We start from the raw sequence: 20532 nt of genomic DNA on the forward strand, positions 1-20532 counted from the left end.
GCCTGAACTACGTATGAAAAAATTGACCAGAACTTTCAGACGGAGATTAACAGTCATCCTGTTCCTCCTGTTGGGGGCATCTCTTATCCTGCCCGCCTATGCAGGAAAGGGGCAGATACTGAAAGAGATCTCCGTTACTATCAATCTAAAAAGCGGCTCCCTGGAAGAGGCTATCCAGGCGTTGCATCAGTCCACCAAAGTTATTTTTGCCTATGACAAACAGTTACTTCGTTCATTTCCTGTGCAGAACTGTTCTTTCTCTAATGAAAGATTAGATGTTGTGTTGCAGAAGCTTCTGCAATATAAGCAGCTGAGCTTTGCGGAAGTTAACAATGTTGTTGTGATAAGCCGGCAGACGAATGGAAGTCAACAGACAGCTCTCACCACTGTCCGTGAAGACATGGTTGTATCGGGCATAGTACTGGATGAGGCGGGCAATCCTATGCCGGGTGTAAGCGTTGCTGTGCGGGGCATGAGCACTATGACCGTAACAGACGATGCAGGGCATTTTAAGCTTATTGTGCAATCGCAACAGGCGGTGCTGGCATTCAGCTTTATTGGTTATGAAACTATAGAGATGCCTGTGGGCACGCAAAGCAGCCTGAACATCCGCATGAGGCCCGCCAGCAAATCGCTCGGAGAGGTGGCGGTAGTAGGTTTCGGTACTCAGCGTAAAGTGAGCCTTGTGGGTGCACAGACGGCTATTAAACCTGCCGAGTTCAAACAACCTGCCGCAGATATTACTACTATGCTGGCCGGACGTATTGCCGGCATAGTTGGTGTGCAGCGTTCCGGCGAGCCAGGTAAGGGCGCGGCCGATATCTGGATACGCGGTATATCCACTTTCGGGGATGGTAACAGCGCTTCTCCGCTGATACTGGTAGATGGAGTGGAGCGTTCTATCAACAATATCTCTCCTGAGGACATAGAATCTTTCACAGTACTGAAAGATGCTGCAGGTACTGCTGTATATGGTGTGCGTGGCGCCAACGGGGTGATATTACTGAAGACGAAATCAGGAAAGGTGGGTAAGCCGCAGGTCTATTTCGATTATAATGAAGGCGTGAATACTTTTGTGCGCAGGCCAGAACTACTGGACGGCGTTACGTATATGAACCTGGTTAACGAGGCGCTTACTACCCGTAACCAGAACCCTAAATATACACAGGAATATATAGAGAACACAAAGAATGGAACTGATCCGCTGTTGTACCCGAATGTAGACTGGATGGATGCGGTGTTCAACAAATACGGTCATACGCGCAGCGCTAATCTCAATGCCAGCGGAGGTGTGGAGAATGCACAGTATTATGTATCACTGGGCTATTTCAACGAAACGGGTTTTCTTAAAACCGATGATCTTGCAAAGTATAATTCTTCCCTGAAATACAATCGTTATAACTTCACCAGTAACCTGAATCTGCGCGTTACCAAAACGACTAAGCTGGATGTGGGTTTGCAGGGATATTTCTCTAACGGCAACTATCCCGGCATCAAGACGGGAGATATTTTCCAGAGCGCAATGGATGCTGCGCCGGTTGCATACCCGATCATGTATCCCGGCGGATTTGTGCCCGGGCAGTCATCTAACGGAGGGTTCAGGAACCCTTATGCAGATCTTACCCGGAGGGGATACCGTAATGAATTCAGAAATCAGCTATATTCCAATCTACGTGGTACCCAGGACCTGGATGCGCTCACAAAAGGGTTGAAAGCATCTGTGATGTTTGCATTCGACACCTATACGCAGAACTATATAACCCGCTCCAAAAGGGAAGACACGTATTTTCCTGACCAGAGTAAGCCCTATAATGATGACGGTACGCTCAACCTGGTAAAGACCTTCACCGGAAATGATTACCTCGGGTTTGACAACAATGCCAATCAGAGGGAGATATCCCGCAAGTTCTATACTGAGGCTTCTCTCAATTATGACAGGAGTTTTGGTAAACACCGTGTGGGCGGACTGGCCCTGTTCTATTCAAGTGACAAGACCAATGCGCTGGCCGGCGACTTTATCAGCTCTATCCCTGAAAGATCACTTGGGTATGCAGGAAGGGCGACTTACTCTTATACAGACCGTTATTTCGTTGAGTTGAACTTCGGTTATAACGGATCTGAACTGTTTGCACCCGGGCATCGCTTCGGCTTCTTCCCCGCAGCAGGTATAGGCTGGATCGTGTCTGAGGAACCTTTCTTTGCTCCGCTGAAAAATGCCATCAACTTCCTGAAGCTCCGTTACTCTAATGGTAACACAGGTCTTGGCAGCGCCAATGAAAGGTTCCTTTATATTACCAACCTCAGTACCTATGATCATGCCTACAAGTTCGGGGCAGGTTTTACGGACCTGCAGGGTATCAACATCAGCAGGTATGCAACAGACGTACGCTGGTCCAAATCCAACAAGCAGGACCTGGGTATAGAGTTCAGGACACTGAATGATAAGCTTTCCGTTATCCTGGACCTCTTTAAAGAGCATCGTACAGGCATCTTCCTGCAAAGAGCTTCCAACGTGGACTTCATGGGATTGCAGAACCAGCAGTATGCCAACCTGGGTATAGTAGATAACAAAGGATTTGACGCTACGCTGGAATACAGTACCCGTATAGGTAGCGTAGATGTGGCTGTGCGTGGTAACATCACGTATACGAAAGACAGGCTGATAGAAGACGACCGTCCGCCGCAGAACTATCCGTGGATGGAGCACCGTGGTAATAATGTAAGAGCTATATATGGTTATGTAGCAGATGGTTTATTTGCGAGTGATGATGAGATCAGTAAAAGTGCGGTACCGGGCGACAGATCGCAGGTAAAACCCGGAGATATTAAATACCGCGACCTTAACAATGATGGGCTTATTAACAGTAATGACATTACGAGGATAGGCCGTGGAGATATTCCTTCTACTGTTTATGGTTTTGGGCTCAACCTGGGTTATAAAGGCTTTAATATCGGAGTGCTTTTCCAGGGTGCGTCAGACTTTGACCGTCACCTGGGCGGATCTGCCATTATTCCTTTCAATGGCGGCGGCGGATTGACCAATGCCTATAGTATTGCCACAGACAGATGGACGGAAGAGAACCCCTCCCAGGATGTATTCTATCCCCGCCTGGCATATGGTGAAGCGGAGAATAAGAACAATACCCAGCAAAGTTCCTGGTGGATCAAAGACATGAGTTTCCTGCGCCTTAAATCAGCACAGCTTTCATACAACCTGCCGTCCACTTTTTTGAATAGGGCCGGTATACGTAATGCGGCTATCTATCTGCAGGGTATCAACCTGTTCACGTTCAGTAAATTCAAGTTATGGGACCCGGAACTGGCTACCAACAATGGTTCCGCATATCCTAATATCAGGACCGTTTCACTGGGTATGAACCTGAAATTTTAACAGAAAATGATCATGAAGAAATTACTATATACATTACTGGCCCTTATCAGCTTTTCTGCCTGCTCCAAATACCTGGACCAGGTGCCGGATGACAGGCTTACCATAGAAGAGACTTTCCGTACCTGGGGCACTGCCCAGAAATTCCTGGCAGATGTTTACCGTCGTGTACCTGATGAATTTGGTCAGCGTAATCCCGGTGGTGATAACTGTGCCGGTCTCTGGACCGGTGGTTGTGATGAAGCGGATTATGTTTGGAGCTTTGTAAGATCCAATGACGTTAACATTGGTAACTGGGATGCCAACTCTGGCGTAGTGGGGGATTATTGGAGAAATTACTATCGTGGTATACGTGCTGCCAGTGTATTTATGGAGAATGCCGGTAAGATCACAGATCTTTCAGAACAGCTTATCACACAGTATAAGGCGGAGGCGCGTGCGCTGAGGGCCATGTATTATTTCTACCTGATGCGTATATACGGTCCCGTGGTACTGCTGGGAGAAACTACACCTGCTGTGGATGCCAATCTCCAGCTGCCCCGCAGTTCATTCGATGAATGTGTGGATTATGTGGTCTCAGAGCTGGAAACTGCCGCTAAAGACCTGCCTGTACTACCACGCAATGACCAGGAGAATGGTCATATTACCAAAGGTATTGCCATGGCTTTCAGGGCCAATGCGTTGATGTATGCCGCCAGTCCGTTGTACAACGGTAATACAGAGCTGGCAACGCTTGCCAATAAAGATGGTAAACATCTTATCAGCCAGACCTATGATGCCGGTAAATGGCAGAGGGCGGCTGAAGCGTACAGGGCTTTCCTGGCAGAGTTTGTTCCCGGTACTTACGATCTGTTTAAGAAGAATAATGCCAGCGGTAATTTTGATCCTTATTTATCCTGCAGGGATGTGCTTCTGGCAGACTGGAACAGGGAAGTGATACTGGCCCGTACGGGTAACTCACTTGGGCCCCGTCAGTATGAATTGTGCCCTTATCATAACGGGGCCAGCTCCAGGGATGTGAGAGGCAGCGGTGGGCTGGGAGCTACCCAGAATATGGTTGATGCGTTCTTTATGGCTAATGGCAGAAGCATTAATGATCCGCTGTCAGGCTATGTAAATACGGGTTATTCAGATTTCCAGACACCGTATGATAATCAGCCCAGGAATATCTATAATCAGTGGGTAAACCGTGAGCCGCGTTTTTATGTAAATATTACCTTTGATGGCAGCAGGTGGCTGAATACTTCTTTCGGAGATATTATTACCCGCCTGTATAATACCGGGAATTCCGGTAAGCAAACGGGTGGGGGAGATTATTCCACTACCGGCTATATTGTTCGCAAAGCGATGGGACTGGGGCGCTGGGATACTGATGGAAGAACTCTTGTCCTGCTGCGCCTGGCGGAAGTATATCTCAGCTATGCTGAATGTATAAATGAAGCTGACCCATCTAACCCGGATGCGTTGAGATACCTGAACCTCATCCGCGAAAGAGCAGGTATTCCATTGTATGGCTCTGAGAACCTGCCGGCTCCTGCCAGCCAGGATGAAATGCGGGAAGCCATCCGTAAGGAACGCCGTGTGGAACTGGCTTTTGAGAATAACCGGTTCTTTGATGTGCGCCGGTGGAAGATTGCAGAACAGACAGAGAGCGGACCTGTTTATGGACTGAACATTGGCGCTAACCTGCCTGATTTCCTGAAAGTGGTAACTGTAGAAACGCGGGTATTCAACAAACGTCATTACTTCTTCCCGCTGCCATCCAACGATGTAAATAATGACAGAGAACTGGTGCAGAACCCCGGATGGTAAATGATCGATAACAAGAAATACCTGTATTATGATAAGATTACGTAGCATATTCACGATTGCCATACTCCTGCTGGGTACAGCGTGCGGCAAAAGCAAAGACAGGGAGGTAACGCCAGAAGAGCCACCTGTGCTACCCGGAGTGTCTTTCACAGATAAAGACGCTACTACGGCCTTTAATACGTTTAACGAATACTTTTATAGTAAGGCCGATAAACTTTACTATTCCAATACAGAAAAGAAGGATATCGGGGCTATCTGGACACAGGCCGTATACTGGGACCTGATCATGGACACTTATAAGCGCACTGGCAATGCGGCGCACCGGGCTATGATAGATGATCTCTACCAGGGCGGGTATAACCGTTATGATAAGTATAACTGGAGCAATAAGGTGGTCTGGTTCATTTATGACGACATGATGTGGTGGATCATTTCTCTGGCCCGCGCACACCAGATAACCGGCAATACGGAATATCTCAGCAGGGCCATGGAAGGGTTTCAGTATGTGTATAAGGAGTCTTACGACCCTGTTAATGGTGGTATGTGGTGGGATTTCAAGCATACAGGTAAGAACTCCTGCATTCACTTCCCAACTATCATTGCGGCAATGACGTTGTACAACATTACAAAAGATACTGCTTATCTCAATAAAGCAAAGGACCTTTACAGCTGGGGACGGACTAACCTATATGATAATACGAAGGGCCGCGTGGCGGATAATAACATTAAGGGCAATAAAGGGTTCTCAGATTATACCTATAACCAGGGGACGTTTATAGGAGCTGCTGTTATGCTCTATAAGGAGACAGGTGAGCAGGCTTACCTGGATGATGCCAGACAGGCGGCAGATTATACCAAACAAAGCATGTGCGATGCCGATGGTATCCTGCCTGCTGAGGGTGACTGGAATGAGCAAGGTGTGTTAAAGGCGATTTTCGGGCATTATATCATGACGTTGATAAAGGATGCCAACCAGCAGCAATATCTTCCCTGGATCAGGAAAAACGTCAATACTGCATGGGGGAACAGAGATCCTGCAAGGGGCATTATGCACAGGAATTATAAGATACCCTGTCCTACAGGTATAGTGCAATCGTACGAGGCTAGTAGTGCGGTGGAGCTGATGCAGGTATGTCCGCCTGAAAAGTGATTAAATCAATAGCTGTTTTCTGTAGCGCCCGGCATATGTATGCCGGGCGTTCTGATGTATATCATTTTGTGGAGTGATGCCTGTCATTTCCTACACTTACTGGCTCTGCTACCTTTGAGTCATTGAAATTACCTTAAGTTATCCATAAGCCTGATGTAGACTGGATGGAATGCTAAAATGAATAATGGCCGGCTCAATTCTTTGAACCGGCCCTGTTTTTTTAAAAAGAAGGCACAGCTAATAGTAGCCGTGCCTGTCATTCATCAATCTTAACAAAAAAGACAATCTTTATAGTATTACTTCTTTTAGCCACTTACGTATTACGGCTATGGCTTCCGGAGAGAAATCTTCTTTCAGCGTAGCGCTCTCTTCCCTGGTACATGTGACACAGTGCTGAAACAGGTGGTTAATTCCCGGTAATACCTGTGTAGTTACCTGTTTGTTCCCAGCCTGCTTCAGTGTATTTGCTATCATATCCAGGTTCTCTTTGTACGTCACCATAATATCTTTATCGCCATTCAAGGCCAGGAAGGGTACCCGGACCTTCTGCAGGAAGGGTACAGGGTCAAACGTGATATGATACTGGTACCAGGCGCCTGTGGCATTTCTGACATAAGATTCGATAAAGAACCGCATGTGATCGTAGCCGTCGGGGAAATCTTTTTTATAGGCGCTGTCATCTGCTTTCTTCCATTCTGCGTAAGTGTTGCGTAGCCTGCTTTCCAGTTCGGGTGTGAAGGCATATCTATATGCGGTATCAAACATCCGTGTATTGATGGTATCATGCCTTTTCCTGTCATATTCACTGATCTTAGCAGAACGGGTGATAGCATAGTTCTGTAGTTTCAGTGCATCAATGCCACGTACTGCCAGTCCTGCGAGTGTGATCACGAATGCTACATCTTTTGAGGAGGCGGCGGCGATTATAGCTGCGGCCCCGCCTTCACTATGTCCGGCCAGTCCAACCTTACTGATACCGGGAATTGTTTTGAGAAAGGCTACCGCGGCAAGTGCATCGTCAGCAAAGTCTTTAGTAGTAGCTGTTTCGTATGTTCCGTTTGTTTCTCCTGTACCTCTGTCATCTATTCTTAATACGGCAATTCCGCTGCGGGTCAGGGAATCTGCCAGTACTTTGAACATGGGATGTCCGGCCATGTTACCGTCCCTGTCCTGTTTTCCTGTACCCGATACAAGTACAATGGCAGGGAAGCGTTTTTTGTTTGCGGGGATGGTCAGGGTAGCTCCGAAGCGGATGCTTTTATCAGCATTGCTGAAATGAACGGAATCGCTCCGGTAGGCCGCTGCCTGGCCAAATAAGAGGCCAGGCAACAGCATAGGGATAGTCAGGACAGCTGCAATCAATTTCTTCATATCAGTTTTCTTTCTTCAGTAATTCAATCACATAAGAGATCTCGTCTACCAATGCGCTGGGGCTGCCCATGTAGCCGGTAGACTGCCATCTGATGTATCCATTCTGGTCTATGATAAGTTTCTGGGGGATACCGGAAATATGCAGTAGTCTCGCGTATTTGCTATAGGTATCGTCCAGGTATCTGGTCTGCGGATTTTTGCCATCGTACAGCACATTGATATTATACTGCTTTTCTTTAATGAAAGCTTTTATCTCGTTGCGGTAATCAGGTTTGGTTTCCTGTGTGGCAATGAAGCAGAATGCTACTTTATCATCAGTTTTATATTTATCTACCGCCATCTGCATACCTGGTAATGCTGCTTTACATGGTCCGCACCAGGTGGCCCAGAAGTCCAGTACTACTATTTTACCTTTCATTCTGGAAAGATCTGCAAAGCCTCCTTTCATCTGTTCCAGTTTAAAGGCCGGCGCCGGCAGTTTTATTAACTGGCTTCTCAGGTGTTCCTGCTGTGCAGCCAGGACCTCGCGGCTTTTCATGCTTTCGAAATAAGCCTCAAAGCCTTTGTCGTTCTTATGTTTGGCGATATACTCTTTTTTTAACATGGCGATCATCTCAGGAGTTACTTTATTCTCTCTCACACCATTTTCTATCAGCTGTATAGCTTCTGTATGACGACCGTTCTTTTCAAGTAATTCAGTGTAAAGGCCGTTAAATTCGGTGTTTTTGATGCCGTGAATGTTTTTCACTTTCTCTGCAAATACAAGTGCTTCTTTATACTGCCCTACGGTATTCAGCAGTGCAGCATGGCCTAAATAAGCATCTTTTGCCACTTGCAATACATACCCTTCCCATTGGGAGGAAGAGAGGAATTTACTTTCCGGACCTGTTTTCTGGCGTGACAGCTTTTCTATCTGGTCCATGATCTTCTTTGAATAAGGAAGGATGAACTCAGGAGTAACGGCGTTATGTCCCAGCTGATTTACCACCAGTTGTCTTTCAAATTCTGTCAGGCTGATGAGGGGGGCATCTTCCAGCATTTCATTGAGAATATTGTAGTTTTTCTTCATGACGTGGCTGTATACCCTGGCCCTGTATACTTTCTCATAATACATGTTTGTTGTCTCGGTTTCCACGTTGCTGAACTTTTTCAGCGGGAAACGAACTACAAATTCTTTCCACATGGTGTCTGCTGCCTGTCCTGCACGGAACATTTTGTAGATCCATTTATCTCTTGAAGTGATGCCGTTGGGGAAGCGCTGTACTATGATATTTTCTACAGAGTCTGCCTGTTTCCAGTCTTTCAGCAGGTGCCTATAGGCTTTAGCTACATCCATCAGTTCTTCTTCCGTTGCATCGGGGAGGGACATCATGAAGGCAATCTGCCTGTTGACAATGGTGTCTGCATTTTCACTACCTGTATGTTTGCGGAGAGCAACTGCATTGTAAAAGATCCTGCGGCGGCTTTCAGGGTGATCTCTCAGCTCATTGTTTATCCAGAAGAGCGCTATATCGTCTGAGATAAAGGCTGAGCTGTCTGCTACATCGGGAACAGTGCTATGAATGGTAGATGCTCTTAAAAAGGCCCATCCGGCAAAGGCGCCGGCGGGTTGCCTGCCATCTTTGGCTGTCAGCATCCAGGCATAGGTCATTTTGCCGCCTCTGTCTGTCTGGCCGGCAGCGCTGAATGTACATGATATGAGCATCGTGCCTTCAGGCAGCAGGTAACTGGCTGTCCATCCGGTATCTGTCATTTTCATGTTCAGGTCATGTGCTTCCCAGTCGAAGTTCCTATAGAGGTAAATGATACCGGTTACCGGCGCCAGTCCTTTCAGTATAGTGCTGTCGGGATTGTAGGCTACGGTCAGTGTTTCTCCTGCCACCGGGCGTAGTGGTTGCACCTGAAAAGCTTTCTGGGCAAAAGCAAAGCTTGTAGTCAGCAACAGCAGTGTTGTGACTTTAAGTAGTTTCATCATAAAATTGTTTTGTTCGTCGTTTCCGTTTAGTATGTTCCGGCGCCTCTTGCTTTAGCGCTTATGTCAGTGATCCTGCCTAATCCTTCAAACACATTTAGTGGTGTTGCGCCTATCGCTCCGCTGATGCCGTTCAGGCTAAGCTCATAGACTTTACCCTGTGTGCCGTTCCAGGTGCCAACGTACAGAATAGTACCGTCTACAGCAGAGAGGTTGAAGTTGGGTCTGGGTTTATAGATCTTCATGCAGGTGATGGTTTCTCCGGCGGGGAAACCGTTAAATGCTACAGAAGCGGTGTTTGTGCCCTGGTAGTCGTACGCATAGATGGTCCTGTCAGTAGCATAGAGGTCCATATATCCCAGTTCGCTGGACTGGAAGAATTTCGCTGAAGCTATTTCAGGCAGTGTACTCATGTCTTTTGCGCTGATGGCCAGTCTTCCGTCGTCTGTAAAGGTGTTGAAGTTGGCGATGTACAGCCAGTGGCCGCTGCCTGTCCTGTCTTTGAAGAAGGCATGTGTGTAGCTGGTGAAGCCACGGTCCATGTACAGCATGTCCTTGCCTATGTTGCGGAGATCGAATGCCGGTGTGGTGCCGGCCGCAGGAGCCTGGAAGTCGATCATGGAGCCGGTTATTGATGCCGGGCGGATAAACTTGCCATACTTCTGATCATATACAGCAGCTACAAAGGAAGAAGAGGTGCCGTAGGCCAGGTAGGGCGCCAGTTCATAATCGCCTGGAACAGGTGCGCTGAACAGGGCATCTACTTCATATGTAGTTGTGTAGACATGAAGCTTTTTGTTGTTGATCAATGCTGAATAGCCGCTGCCCATGAGCATGAAGGTCTGCGGATCCATCACGGCATCAGCGCGGCGGAACATTGATCTGTCTTCACGTATCAATGAGAAATCGGTCCCGTTCATACGTGCTATGTGTTCACTACTGCCTATCATGAGCCAGTTCTGTATGGTGTTGGAACGTCTTTCCTGTCCGATGAACCGTGGTGTGCCGGACATCCTGCTACCGGTGGAAGAGGAGTAAATATTCTTCAGCCATTTGGGAGTGATGCCTGCTACGGGTACAGCATTAGCGGTAGTAATGAAATCGACGTCAGCAGAATCGGCCTGAGAATGCAGCACCAGTACGCCATATTCTATACCTACAGAGACCACTACGGTGAAGACCATATTTACCTTGAGCTGGTTGGTAGTATCTGTGGCAATCATCTCTACCCTGTATTCGCCTACTTTTTCAATTACAGGGATATCCAGTGTTTTTTGAGTAGAGATCGTTTTTACTTCTATGGGAGTGCTGACAGAGCCTACTACATATGGATATAGCAGCCATTGATATTTCAGCGCTTTAGTATCGCCTCCGTCATAACGGATGGCAGGATCTATCTGCAGGTTGGAATACCGTTCAATATAATATGGGTTGCCTATGCCGGAAGTGTCGATCACGGGCATACCTACTGTTTTATAATCGTAGTTGCCCAGGTCTTTTTTGCAGGAGCTGCCTAAGGTCAGCGCTGCCAGGGCGGTTAATATATATCTGAAAGGAGATTGCATGTTAGTTCATTGTTTGTGATCATGGAAAGGTTACCAGTTGTCCGAATTCATCTGTCAGGTCAGGATCATGTGTACTGTTGTATGTTGCCAGTGCATCCTTTACCATTGCTTTGATATCGTTCATGGCTGCAAAGGTGTATTCGCCATCTTTGGGCGGTACCCTGCCACTTTGCTGTAACGGGAAGTTATCTACACCTGTTACTGAAATAATGAATCTCCATTTCACTGTACTATAAGTACCGAAGTAGGCAGAAAGGCTGATAAAGCCATCCCAGTTGCCGGGCTTTACAACGTTATCGCTCCAGGAAAGGGTAAAGAAATTATCTGTAGTTACTCCTACTTTGAAGTCTTTTGTTTCTGCGATGGACAGGTTGAGGGTAACGGAAGAATCTTTGATATCTTCTGTTCTGTACAGTACTACGGGCAGGTAGCCTGTAATGGAATCTGCAGGAATAATACCGTCTATGAACTCATAGTGTTGGCCCGCTTTTGCTGTGCTGCCGCTGTCTATCCGCTGGCCGCGCACTATCCTGTCATACGGTGCTGTTTCGCCCATGATCTTTACTTTGATCAGGAAGGTGTCTTTGGTTACCTCAAGAGGCAGCAGCAGGAAAGAGAATGATCTGAATGTAATGCGGGACTGTGTAAGGTCAGTAGCCCGTTCAAAGAAGTATACCCTTGGATCGTTCTTATATTCGCTGATATCTTTTTCACAGGATGTGAAGAGAAGTCCCAGTAACGCAAATATTATAATGTGTTTCATAATAGTCTTTTTAGATTGAACCTTAGTTACCGTTTCCGTATTCTACCTCATTGTCAGGGAGAGGCAGTACGTAGATAGTGTTGTCTGCGGTTACGTTGGCATAGGCTATGGAAGGCAGGTTCAGACGTTTGTAGTAATAGAACAATTGTCCTTCACAGAAAAACTCTTTCTGGTATTCTTTAAAGATCTCGTTCTGGAACTGGTCTGCAGTTAAAGTGGCTGAAAGGTCGTTAGTTACGTTCCTGGCCCTTCTGACTATGTTGAGGTATTCTGTTGCCCTTACCTGGTCTGTTTCTTTCAGCGCTTCTGCGGCGATATAATACATCTCGGAGATACGGATGACAGGCATTCTGTTCAGGTAGACAGCGAGAGTACCGGCAGGCTGTGCGTATTTGGTAGAGTAGCGGATGTTGGAAGATGTATTATCCAGCTCTGTGATGAGTGTATAGCGAACATCGGCCGTGGTTTCATAAATGCTCAGGAACTCATCGTCATTGGTTTTGGTGAGCAGGTTGGTGCTGGCAGGAATGAAGTATGCGTCTGTAAAGGGCAGCATATCTGATTTGTACATAGCAAATATCAGCTCTGTTGTAAATACGTGGTTGCCGCCGGTTATGGCTGACTGGCTTGTCCATGGAAATACAGTGTTCGCCGCATTGATCACTTCCTCGGCTGCTGCCAGTGCTTTGGCTTTATCTCCTGCATACAGGTATACCCTGGCTTCCAGTGCTTTTACTGCATAGTAATTGAACTTGTAGTAACGGTCTCTCAGGTAGCCGGTTGTAGTAGCAGGAGTGGTGCTGCCCGGTATGATCGGGTCTACCGCTTTCAGTGCTTCTTCTGCTGTGGTGCAGTCAGCAAGGATACGTGTGATCACGTCCTGTACTTTGAGGCGTGGCAGTGCATTTACGGTCAGCTGGTCCATGTAGGGAATGGCAGTAGCTGCATTCCCACCGGTGGAAGCCGGGGCAGGGCCGAAGAGACGCAGCAGGTCGAAGTGCAGGAATGCCCTGAGGCCATATGCTTCGCCCCTGATAATGCTATAGTTCACGTCTCTGAAGATCCTTTGATCTACAGTATTCAGGTGTGCTATCAGGTTGTTATCATTGGCGATGGCATTGTACATGCCTTTGTAGATACCATCTATTTTAGTACGGACAGCAGCGTTGGTATAGTTATATAAAGATGCCTGGTAGTACTCATGGAAGGTACTGTTAAAGCGTGTATGCTGTTTACCCAGTACGTCGGTGAGACCAAAGTTCAATTCCTGACCGTACAGGGCATTCACGTTCATTTTCAGGTAAACGCCTGTCAGCGCGTCCATAAAGCCCTGTTCATCATCAAACGCCACATCTGCATCTATCTGTGTTTTAGGCTTTACATCGAGGAACTTGCTGCAGGAGCTGCCCATCGTTACCATTACTGTCAGCAGGAAGATATTTCTCAGTTTCATAATTGCTCAGTTAAAAGGTGATCGATAAAGAAGTAGATATGGTCCGTGCAAACGGATAATCCAGACCTCTTTCTGTTTTCACTGAACTGATCCTTGCCAGGTCATTCAGGTTCATTGCCAGGTAGATGCGGTTCATGTTCACTTTTCTGAACCAGCGGGACTGGCTGAAGTCATAACCCAGGCTTACGGAAGAGAACAGCAGTTCATGCAGGTCCTGTACAAAGCGGGAGCTGGGCCTTGTATCTGTTTTATCTGCAATGTTCTTGTACAGGGTCCTATCGCCCGGTTGTCTCCATCTTTGTTCCAATGCCCTGATATCAACGTTGTAGTTGAAGTCTGCATTCTCTACTCTGTTCACCAGTGTGGTATTGTACTGTTGTCCGCCGTACCTGAATGTGAATGCGAAGTTGGCGCTGAGCCCCCTGTGTTGTACGTTGGCGCCAAAGGTGCCGTTGTATTCAGGATTGCTATCGCCATCTACTACATAATCAGCGGCTGACCAGTCATATGTTAATGATCCGTCTTTCTTTACATAGATCTCTCTACCGTTTGCAGGATCGATACCCAGGGAAGGCACTACCCATATAGCTGTCATGGACTGACCAGGTTCAAAGCGGGTAGCTGGTCTGCGGCTATCGCTGTTGCCGGTGGTAACATCGCCTTTATCGTCATCTGCATCTTTGTTCAGTTGTATAAGCGAGTTCGATACTTTCCTGATCCTGTTGGTGTTTCTTGCTACGTTTACAAATACGTTTACATTGGTACGGGATTCAGGGCGTTCATATACCCTGAGGCTGGCGGCCAGCTGGAAGCCTTTGTTGCGGGATTCACCGATGTTCTCTTTATAAGTATCAAATCCGTTGGAGGGAGCTATGATCATATCGCTCAGCAGGTTCTTGGTATCGCGGATGTAATAATCAAAGCGGATGCTCAGCCTGTTGAACACCGTCAGGTCTACGCCTATGTTATTGTCCTGTACTTGTTGCCATTGAAGGCGGGGATTAGGCAGGGCAATGAGGTCGAGCCCCATATCGCCATTGTAGGTCCTGTCAGTAATATAATTATAGGAAGCGAGGGACTGGTAGGAGTTGAAGTTCTGTGTACCGGTGGTACCTACGCTGGCCCTTAATTTAAAGAGGTTGATGAAGCTCAGGCTGCGCATGAATTGTTCGCGATGAAGGTTCCAGCCCAGACCTGCGGACCAGAACAGTCCCCAGCGGTTGTCAGCACCAAATTGAGAGCTGGCGTTGCCTCTGTAGGAGAGATCAGCCAGAAGCCTGTCATCATAAGAGTAGTTCAGGGCAGAGGTCAGCGCTATTGTGCGGCTGGTGTTCTCTGTACCTACTGCTTTGGTGCCCGGCTTGTACCTGTAACCAAAGGAAATATCGTCCATTTTGTCGTTAGGGAAACCTACCATTGTCATGCCGTTTGTAGTGGAGATATTCTGTGTAACAGAGTATGCACCGTTGACGTAGAAGTGGTGTTTACTTAACTGGAAGGAATAGTTGGCAAGGAGGTCTGCATTGAGATTACTGATCTTACCATTTTGTATGGTATACTCGCCACGGTCAAGGTAAGCATCAGATCCCGGCAATACATTGGCATAGGAGGAATGATTGGCGGGAGTAAATTGCTGCAGATCGTTCTTCTGAGCGTTGATACCAACGCGGGCGGTTAAACGCAGGTTACGTGCAGCGTCCCAGTCGGTATAGAAATTTTCTATGATGTTGGTATAGGTTGTGAAGTCTTTTGAGTTGAGCGTCCCGTCATACATTGGGTTACCTATAGCGCCGTTATTGAACGTTTTGACATAGTTACCGTTTGCATCTTTCATTCTCCAGTAAGGATTTAACCTTGCTACGTTGGCAAAGCTACCGTAGGGAGAGTTGTTTGACCTGTTTCTGTCTATGGTCAGGTTGTTCCTGAACTGGAAATTGTTTTTACGGTAGATGAGGTTGATCACTCCGGAAATGGTGTTCCTGTCGGAGCCTTTCATTACACCGGCGATGTTGTTATAGTTCAGGTTTACGGAATAACGGAGCACGTCGTCGCCGCCATCGAGGTTAATGGCGTGGCGCTGGCCTATGCCGTTGCGTAAAGGTTGTGACAGCCAGTATGTATTGACACCTTCCAGTGCTGCCTGGAGGTTGGTGCTGTACTCGCGTAACAGGCTGGCCTGTGTGGCGGGATCTGCAGATGTATATTTACCGGATAATACTTCTGCATCTATTTTCTGCATGGAGTTGGTCAGCTTATAGCTGCTCAGGTCAGGCGCTGTGATGTCCATGCTTCCATTGTAGGAGAGTCGCATTTTGCCGGCGGTAGGAGGTTTGGTTTCTATCACTACAACACCGTTACCAGCTCTTGATCCGTAGATAGCTTTTGCAGAAGCGTCTTTCAGGATGGTGATGCTTTGCACCAGGTTCATGTTCAGGTCGGTCACTTTTTCCAGTGTGGTTTCGAAGCCGTCCAGGATGAACAGGGGCAGGTTGGGATTGGTGGTATAGACACCTCTTATGTCAGGGAAGCCTGTTTGTCCGCGCAGCTGTATATCCGGCAGGCGGTTTGGGTTGGAGCCTATGTCCAGGTTTTCTACTACCTGGAAAGAGGGGTCCAGTATGGCCAGTGCTTTCACTACGTTCTGGTTGGAAACGGTCTTGATCTGTTCTGCAGTGAAAGTGGATACAGCGCCTGTAAAGCTTTCTTTCCTGCGGTTGAACATACCGGTGGAGATCACTACGTCGTTCAGTTTAGTGGGTTCCTGCTGCAGCACTATCTGTATGGCGTCTTCTCCCTTTACCTTCATGGCCTGGCGTTTGAAGCCGATGGCTGTTATGACCAGGGTGCCCTCCTTGTTGTCCATGTGCAGGGTAAATACCCCGGCAGAGTTGGTGAGTGTGCCTATTTTGGTACCTTCTATCATTACGGTAGCACCTGGTATGGGCTCTCCTTTTTCGTTCACCACTTTACCGGTAATATCTGCGGGTGGGAGAGGAGTATTGGTAATTTCTTTTCGTTTGATGATGATCACACCATCTACAATGGAGAAGCTGAGCGCTTTACCTTTCAGCAATGTTGTCATTGCATCATTGAGCGGAAGGCTGCTGATGCTGGCATCTACTTTTCCGGCTTTGTCAAGATCTTCGGCGGTATAGAAGAAATTATACCCTGTTTGTTTCCTGATCTCGGAAAATGCTTTCTCCAGTGTTATACTTTTCCCATGCAGCGTTACATTTTGTGCATGGACCGATGCACAGACGTGCAGGGTGCCGGCCAGTATTAGAATAAAGGACAATTTCATGACCCTCTTGATTTTGGTTAGCAAGGCGCTGCCCTGCTCTTTGTTTTTGCACAAAGCAGTTAAATACATAAATTTGTTTTGGTTGAAGGAATTGTGATTCAACGTTACATTCGTCGCCCAACAAACCGGGATGTTAGCGCATCGCCGGTTTACTTTTTAATGGGAATCTTTTAAGGTGTGTGCTGGTAATTCTCCTATAATCATCGTTTTAAAAGTGAACAATTAAGCTGTTGTGGTGGCTGATTTAAAAAAAGAAATTGGTTGGTTTCTGATCTTATGATCTGACTGTTACTTTGTTACCGTCTATGCTGAAATGTACATTCCCTGTTAATTCAAGTATTTTAAAGACTTTTGAAACATTCACATTACGTGGTATGGTACCACTAAAATTCTTTTCCGGAATATCTTCATATATAACTTCTACGTCGTACCAGCGGGCTATCTGCCGCATAATGGTCTGTATATCTGCTCTGTCGAAATGAAAGTTGCCATTCTTCCACGCCAGTACCTGTTCTTCATCTGCGGAACTGACGGTCAGTTTACCTGATGGATGGAGGCTGGCCTGATGACCGGGCTGCAGCACTACAGGAGTTCTGGCGCCAGGTGCGGATACCTGTACGCTGCCGGACAATAATGTGGTCCGGACCATTTTTTCATCCTGGTAGGCGTTGATATTGAAGCTGGTGCCCAGCACCAGTACATCGAGCTGGTTGTTGACTGTAACCTTAAAAGGCATATTGGCCATCGGTGCTACTTCGAGATAGGCTTCCCCTGTAATTTCCACTTTCCTTTCATTGCCGCTGAAGGCGGTGGGATACCGGAGGGAGGAGGCTGCATTCAGCCATACTTTGGTACCATCAGGGAGTACCAGTTTAAACTGGCGGCCCTTTGGAGTGGTCATTGTATTATAAGAACGTTCATTGCGGGCGGCTCCCTGGTTGTAGCTTAATTGTCCATTGTTCAATATTACTTTGGCGCCATTCTGGGTAGCTACTACACCGTTGCCTGTACTGTCCAGCACTACCTGGCTGCCATCGTCCAGGGTGAGCACCGCGCCGTTCTGTCCGGGGGGAGCGTCATGAGCAGGGCGGGTGGTCTGTACGACCTTCAAGGGACGGGAAGGCGAGCTATATCTGCTATAGAAATAAGCTCCAACTCCCAGCAAAAGGACTATGGCAGCAGCTGTTTGCCAGCGACGGTAGAAGGGAACCACCCTGGTTGCCTGCTGTTCGTGCAGGGCCGATGTTAACTGTTCTATGAAGCGTTCTGTCTGGACGGCAGGTACGGGGAACAGGTACTTGTCTGTCAGCATAGCCTCTTTCAGGGCTTCTTCCAGAATTGTCCTGTTAGCTGGTTCTTCAGCCAGCTGCAGAAAAAGACCTTTCTCTTCCTGAGTCAGACCACCTGTGAGGTATTTTTCCAGTAATATTTCAAATGTCGGATGCTCCATCATGCATAAAGACGCCTTCCGGAAAGAGGAATAATAGGTTGGGAAGAAAAAAAAGTCAGATATTTATTTTGCTAATACATTGGGGCGATGGTAATAAGGAGGATGAGGACTTCCGGGTAATTGGCAAGATAGTTTCTCAGGTTGCCTAAGGCCTGTACGATATGCCAGTTGACTGCATGTTTTGAAATATTCAGCTTTTCTGCTATCTGTTCGTGGCTGAGATGTTCCAGCCGGCTGAGGGTAAATACAGCTTTTTGCTGGGGGGGGAGTTGTTCTATGGCTTTGAGGATGAGGTGATACATTTCCTTGTACTGGTATTGCTGGTCAGGCAGGAGGTTTTCTTCCAGCGGGTCTTCAGTGGTCTGGCCGGTTTGCATGACCTGTTTACGCATAGAGGAGATGATCTGGTTGCGTCCGGATATATAGAGGAAATTCCTGAAGCTTTCAATGGCAGGGAGTTTATCTCTTTGCTGCCATACTTTTAGAAAGATGTCCTGTGTGATCTCTTCTGCTTCGGGGTAGGATTTTGTAAAGGCCAGGGCGTGAGAGAATACCCTGGGATGATAGAATCTGACAACAGTACGGAAGGCGGCTTCATCTCCGGCGGCTACCTGCGCTAATAATTCCCGCTCACTATTTAATTCCGTATTGTCCAATTAAGAGTTGAGTTGCTGTTAGGCGCTAAAGTTAATAAAAACTTTGCGCTGTTCCCGAGATGAAAATCAGGCAGTAATACGGGTTGCTGATTTATTGCAGGCTTTTGGCAATATATGCGCAATAGTCCTTGTATTTTGCCTGTTGAGAGGGTGGATAGTGAATAGTCAGGCCCTGGAACACTTCTGTATCCTTTTTACCTGAATCCAGGTAGTCTATGGTTTTCTTCACTATTTTCATATAGACAATGTTTCCTTCCCGGTCTTTACCGGAAATGATCAGCCAGGTTGGTTTAATGACCTTATAGGTTATCTGCAGCCCGGTAGTGTAGAGATTATACTGTGATTGTATGGTTTCTTTCTCTTCAACAACCAGGCGGCCCCAGGCTGCCATCCTTGCTTCTTTATCTGCCGAAAGGAATGTCTGTCCGTCCCCGTTGGCAGATTCTCCCTGGCCGGTAAAGCCTGCCGGGTATTTTACACAGTACTGGAAACGGGCGTTGCAATATTCGTTATCTGCGCCTGTGGTAAAGGAAAGGCAGATTGCAGCTACAGCGATCAGCAGTTTTTTCATACGATAAATATAACTAATGTGTGGCAGAAATTGTATAAAATATGGCATTTTCGCCATCAATCATCCTATATACATTTGTAACATGTTAAGGCTAAAGAAAAGGACAGTGGTAGTGGTGCCTATGCCAGGTACATTCCTGCTGGATATTGCCGGACCGGTAGATGTTTTTATGGCGGCAGACATGCTGCTTGACCGGCAGGGATATGAAATCATCTTTGCGTCTCCTTTCGCCAGCAAAAAGATCCCTACCAAAAGCGGACTGGAACTGAACTGTGATGTTTTATGCGAGGACATTGCGCGGCCCGTGGATACGCTGATAATTGCGGGTTTTGCCCGTCATCAGTTGCCTGCAGGGCATCCATTCTTCCAGTGGCTGAGGGATATTTATCCGCAGCTCCGCCGGGTAGGATCTGTTTGCGTAGGCGCTTATGCCCTGGCGGAAGCGGGGTTACTGGATGGTAAACAGGCCACTACTCATTGGGAATATACGCTGGAGTTCCAGCAACGTTATCCGCAGGTGACGGTAGATACCAATCCGTTCTATACAAAGGATGGTAATGTATATACTTCCGGAGGAGTATCTTCCGGTACTGACCTGGCGCTGGCGTTGGTGGAAGAAGATCATGGGCGTGACATAGCTGTGCAGGCTGCGCGTAAGCTGGTATTGCACCTGAGGCGTCCGGGGCACCAATCGCAGTTCAGCTCTCTGTTGCAGATGCATAGCCTGGAAAATTCTATTGCAGGGAAGCTGCATCCGTGGCTGATGCATCACCTGGCAGACGATCTCAGTATTGAGCACCTGGCGGAGCAAAGCAATATGAGCACGCGTAATTTTGCCCGTGTGTTCCTGAAGGAAACAGGCGTTACGCCTGCCAAATTTATTGAGAAAATGCGTGTAGAAATTGCGCGAAAATACCTGGAAGACAGTGATCTCAGTATAGAGCAGATAGCAGAGAAATGTGGTCTTGGGGGGCTGGTGTCTATGCGGCGTACGTTCCTGCGGCATATGATGGTATCGCCCAGTGATTACAGACGCGCTTTCAGAACATCACTACATACGATGAATAATACTTAAAACTG

At 47.3% G+C, this 20532-nt stretch carries 13 protein-coding genes; 4 read left to right on the top strand and 9 right to left on the bottom strand.

Annotated elements, in window-relative coordinates; translation table 11 throughout:
- Positions 1–13: 13 nt before the first annotated feature.
- From GO493_RS09985 to GO493_RS09995, 3 genes are read left to right on the top strand one after another with little or no spacing between them, the layout of a single operon-like run.
- The gene (locus GO493_RS09985) at positions 14–3391 is read left to right on the top strand and encodes a SusC/RagA family TonB-linked outer membrane protein (protein ID WP_157306005.1); all 3378 of its coding nucleotides are present in this window, start codon (positions 14–16) and stop codon (positions 3389–3391) included.
- Between the two features lie 12 nt (positions 3392–3403).
- Complete coding sequence (locus GO493_RS09990) at positions 3404–5200, top strand: RagB/SusD family nutrient uptake outer membrane protein (protein ID WP_157306006.1); 1797 nt, start codon at positions 3404–3406, stop codon at positions 5198–5200.
- Between the two features lie 28 nt (positions 5201–5228).
- Positions 5229–6350 carry a glycoside hydrolase family 76 protein gene (locus GO493_RS09995; RefSeq protein ID WP_157306007.1) on the top strand — a complete coding sequence of 374 codons (1122 nt, stop codon included), beginning with the start codon at positions 5229–5231 and terminating at the stop codon, positions 6348–6350.
- A 288-nt stretch (positions 6351–6638) separates the two neighbouring features.
- Here GO493_RS09995 and GO493_RS10000 read toward each other — a convergent pair whose 3' ends face one another.
- From GO493_RS10000 to GO493_RS10040, 9 genes are all read right to left on the bottom strand, one after another.
- The gene (locus GO493_RS10000; protein ID WP_157306008.1) at positions 6639–7721 is read right to left on the bottom strand and encodes an alpha/beta hydrolase family protein; all 1083 of its coding nucleotides are present in this window, start codon (positions 7719–7721) and stop codon (positions 6639–6641) included.
- A 1-nt stretch (position 7722) separates the two neighbouring features.
- Positions 7723–9696 (bottom strand): TlpA family protein disulfide reductase, encoded by a 1974-nt coding sequence (locus tag GO493_RS10005; RefSeq protein ID WP_157306009.1) that lies wholly within the window; start codon positions 9694–9696, stop codon positions 7723–7725.
- Positions 9697–9722: 26 nt separating this feature from the next.
- Positions 9723–11258, bottom strand: coding sequence for a PKD-like family lipoprotein (locus tag GO493_RS10010; protein WP_157306010.1), 1536 nt, complete (start codon positions 11256–11258; stop codon positions 9723–9725).
- 19 nt (positions 11259–11277) lie between these two features.
- Positions 11278–12021 (bottom strand): DUF4843 domain-containing protein, encoded by a 744-nt coding sequence (locus GO493_RS10015; RefSeq protein ID WP_157306011.1) that lies wholly within the window; start codon positions 12019–12021, stop codon positions 11278–11280.
- Positions 12022–12043: 22 nt separating this feature from the next.
- Positions 12044–13474 (bottom strand): RagB/SusD family nutrient uptake outer membrane protein, encoded by a 1431-nt coding sequence (locus tag GO493_RS10020; protein ID WP_157306012.1) that lies wholly within the window; start codon positions 13472–13474, stop codon positions 12044–12046.
- A 10-nt stretch (positions 13475–13484) separates the two neighbouring features.
- A complete protein-coding gene (locus GO493_RS10025) occupies positions 13485–16775 on the bottom strand; it encodes a SusC/RagA family TonB-linked outer membrane protein (RefSeq protein ID WP_198315669.1) in 3291 nt (1096 codons plus the stop codon).
- A 274-nt stretch (positions 16776–17049) separates the two neighbouring features.
- Positions 17050–18228 (bottom strand): FecR domain-containing protein, encoded by a 1179-nt coding sequence (locus GO493_RS10030; protein WP_157306014.1) that lies wholly within the window; start codon positions 18226–18228, stop codon positions 17050–17052.
- Between the two features lie 68 nt (positions 18229–18296).
- Entirely contained in the window at positions 18297–18881 is a 585-nt protein-coding gene (locus GO493_RS10035) for an RNA polymerase sigma factor (protein WP_157306015.1), read from the bottom strand.
- A gap of 91 nt (positions 18882–18972) precedes the next feature.
- Positions 18973–19452 carry a hypothetical protein gene (locus tag GO493_RS10040; RefSeq protein ID WP_157306016.1) on the bottom strand — a complete coding sequence of 160 codons (480 nt, stop codon included), beginning with the start codon at positions 19450–19452 and terminating at the stop codon, positions 18973–18975.
- An 82-nt stretch (positions 19453–19534) separates the two neighbouring features.
- Here GO493_RS10040 and GO493_RS10045 point away from each other — a divergent pair, with 82 nt between their 5' ends.
- The gene (locus tag GO493_RS10045; protein WP_157306017.1) at positions 19535–20527 is read left to right on the top strand and encodes a GlxA family transcriptional regulator; all 993 of its coding nucleotides are present in this window, start codon (positions 19535–19537) and stop codon (positions 20525–20527) included.
- Positions 20528–20532: the final 5 nt, after the last annotated feature.

This window comes from Chitinophaga tropicalis (genome assembly GCF_009758205.1).
Lineage (GTDB): Bacteria > Bacteroidota > Bacteroidia > Chitinophagales > Chitinophagaceae > Chitinophaga > Chitinophaga tropicalis.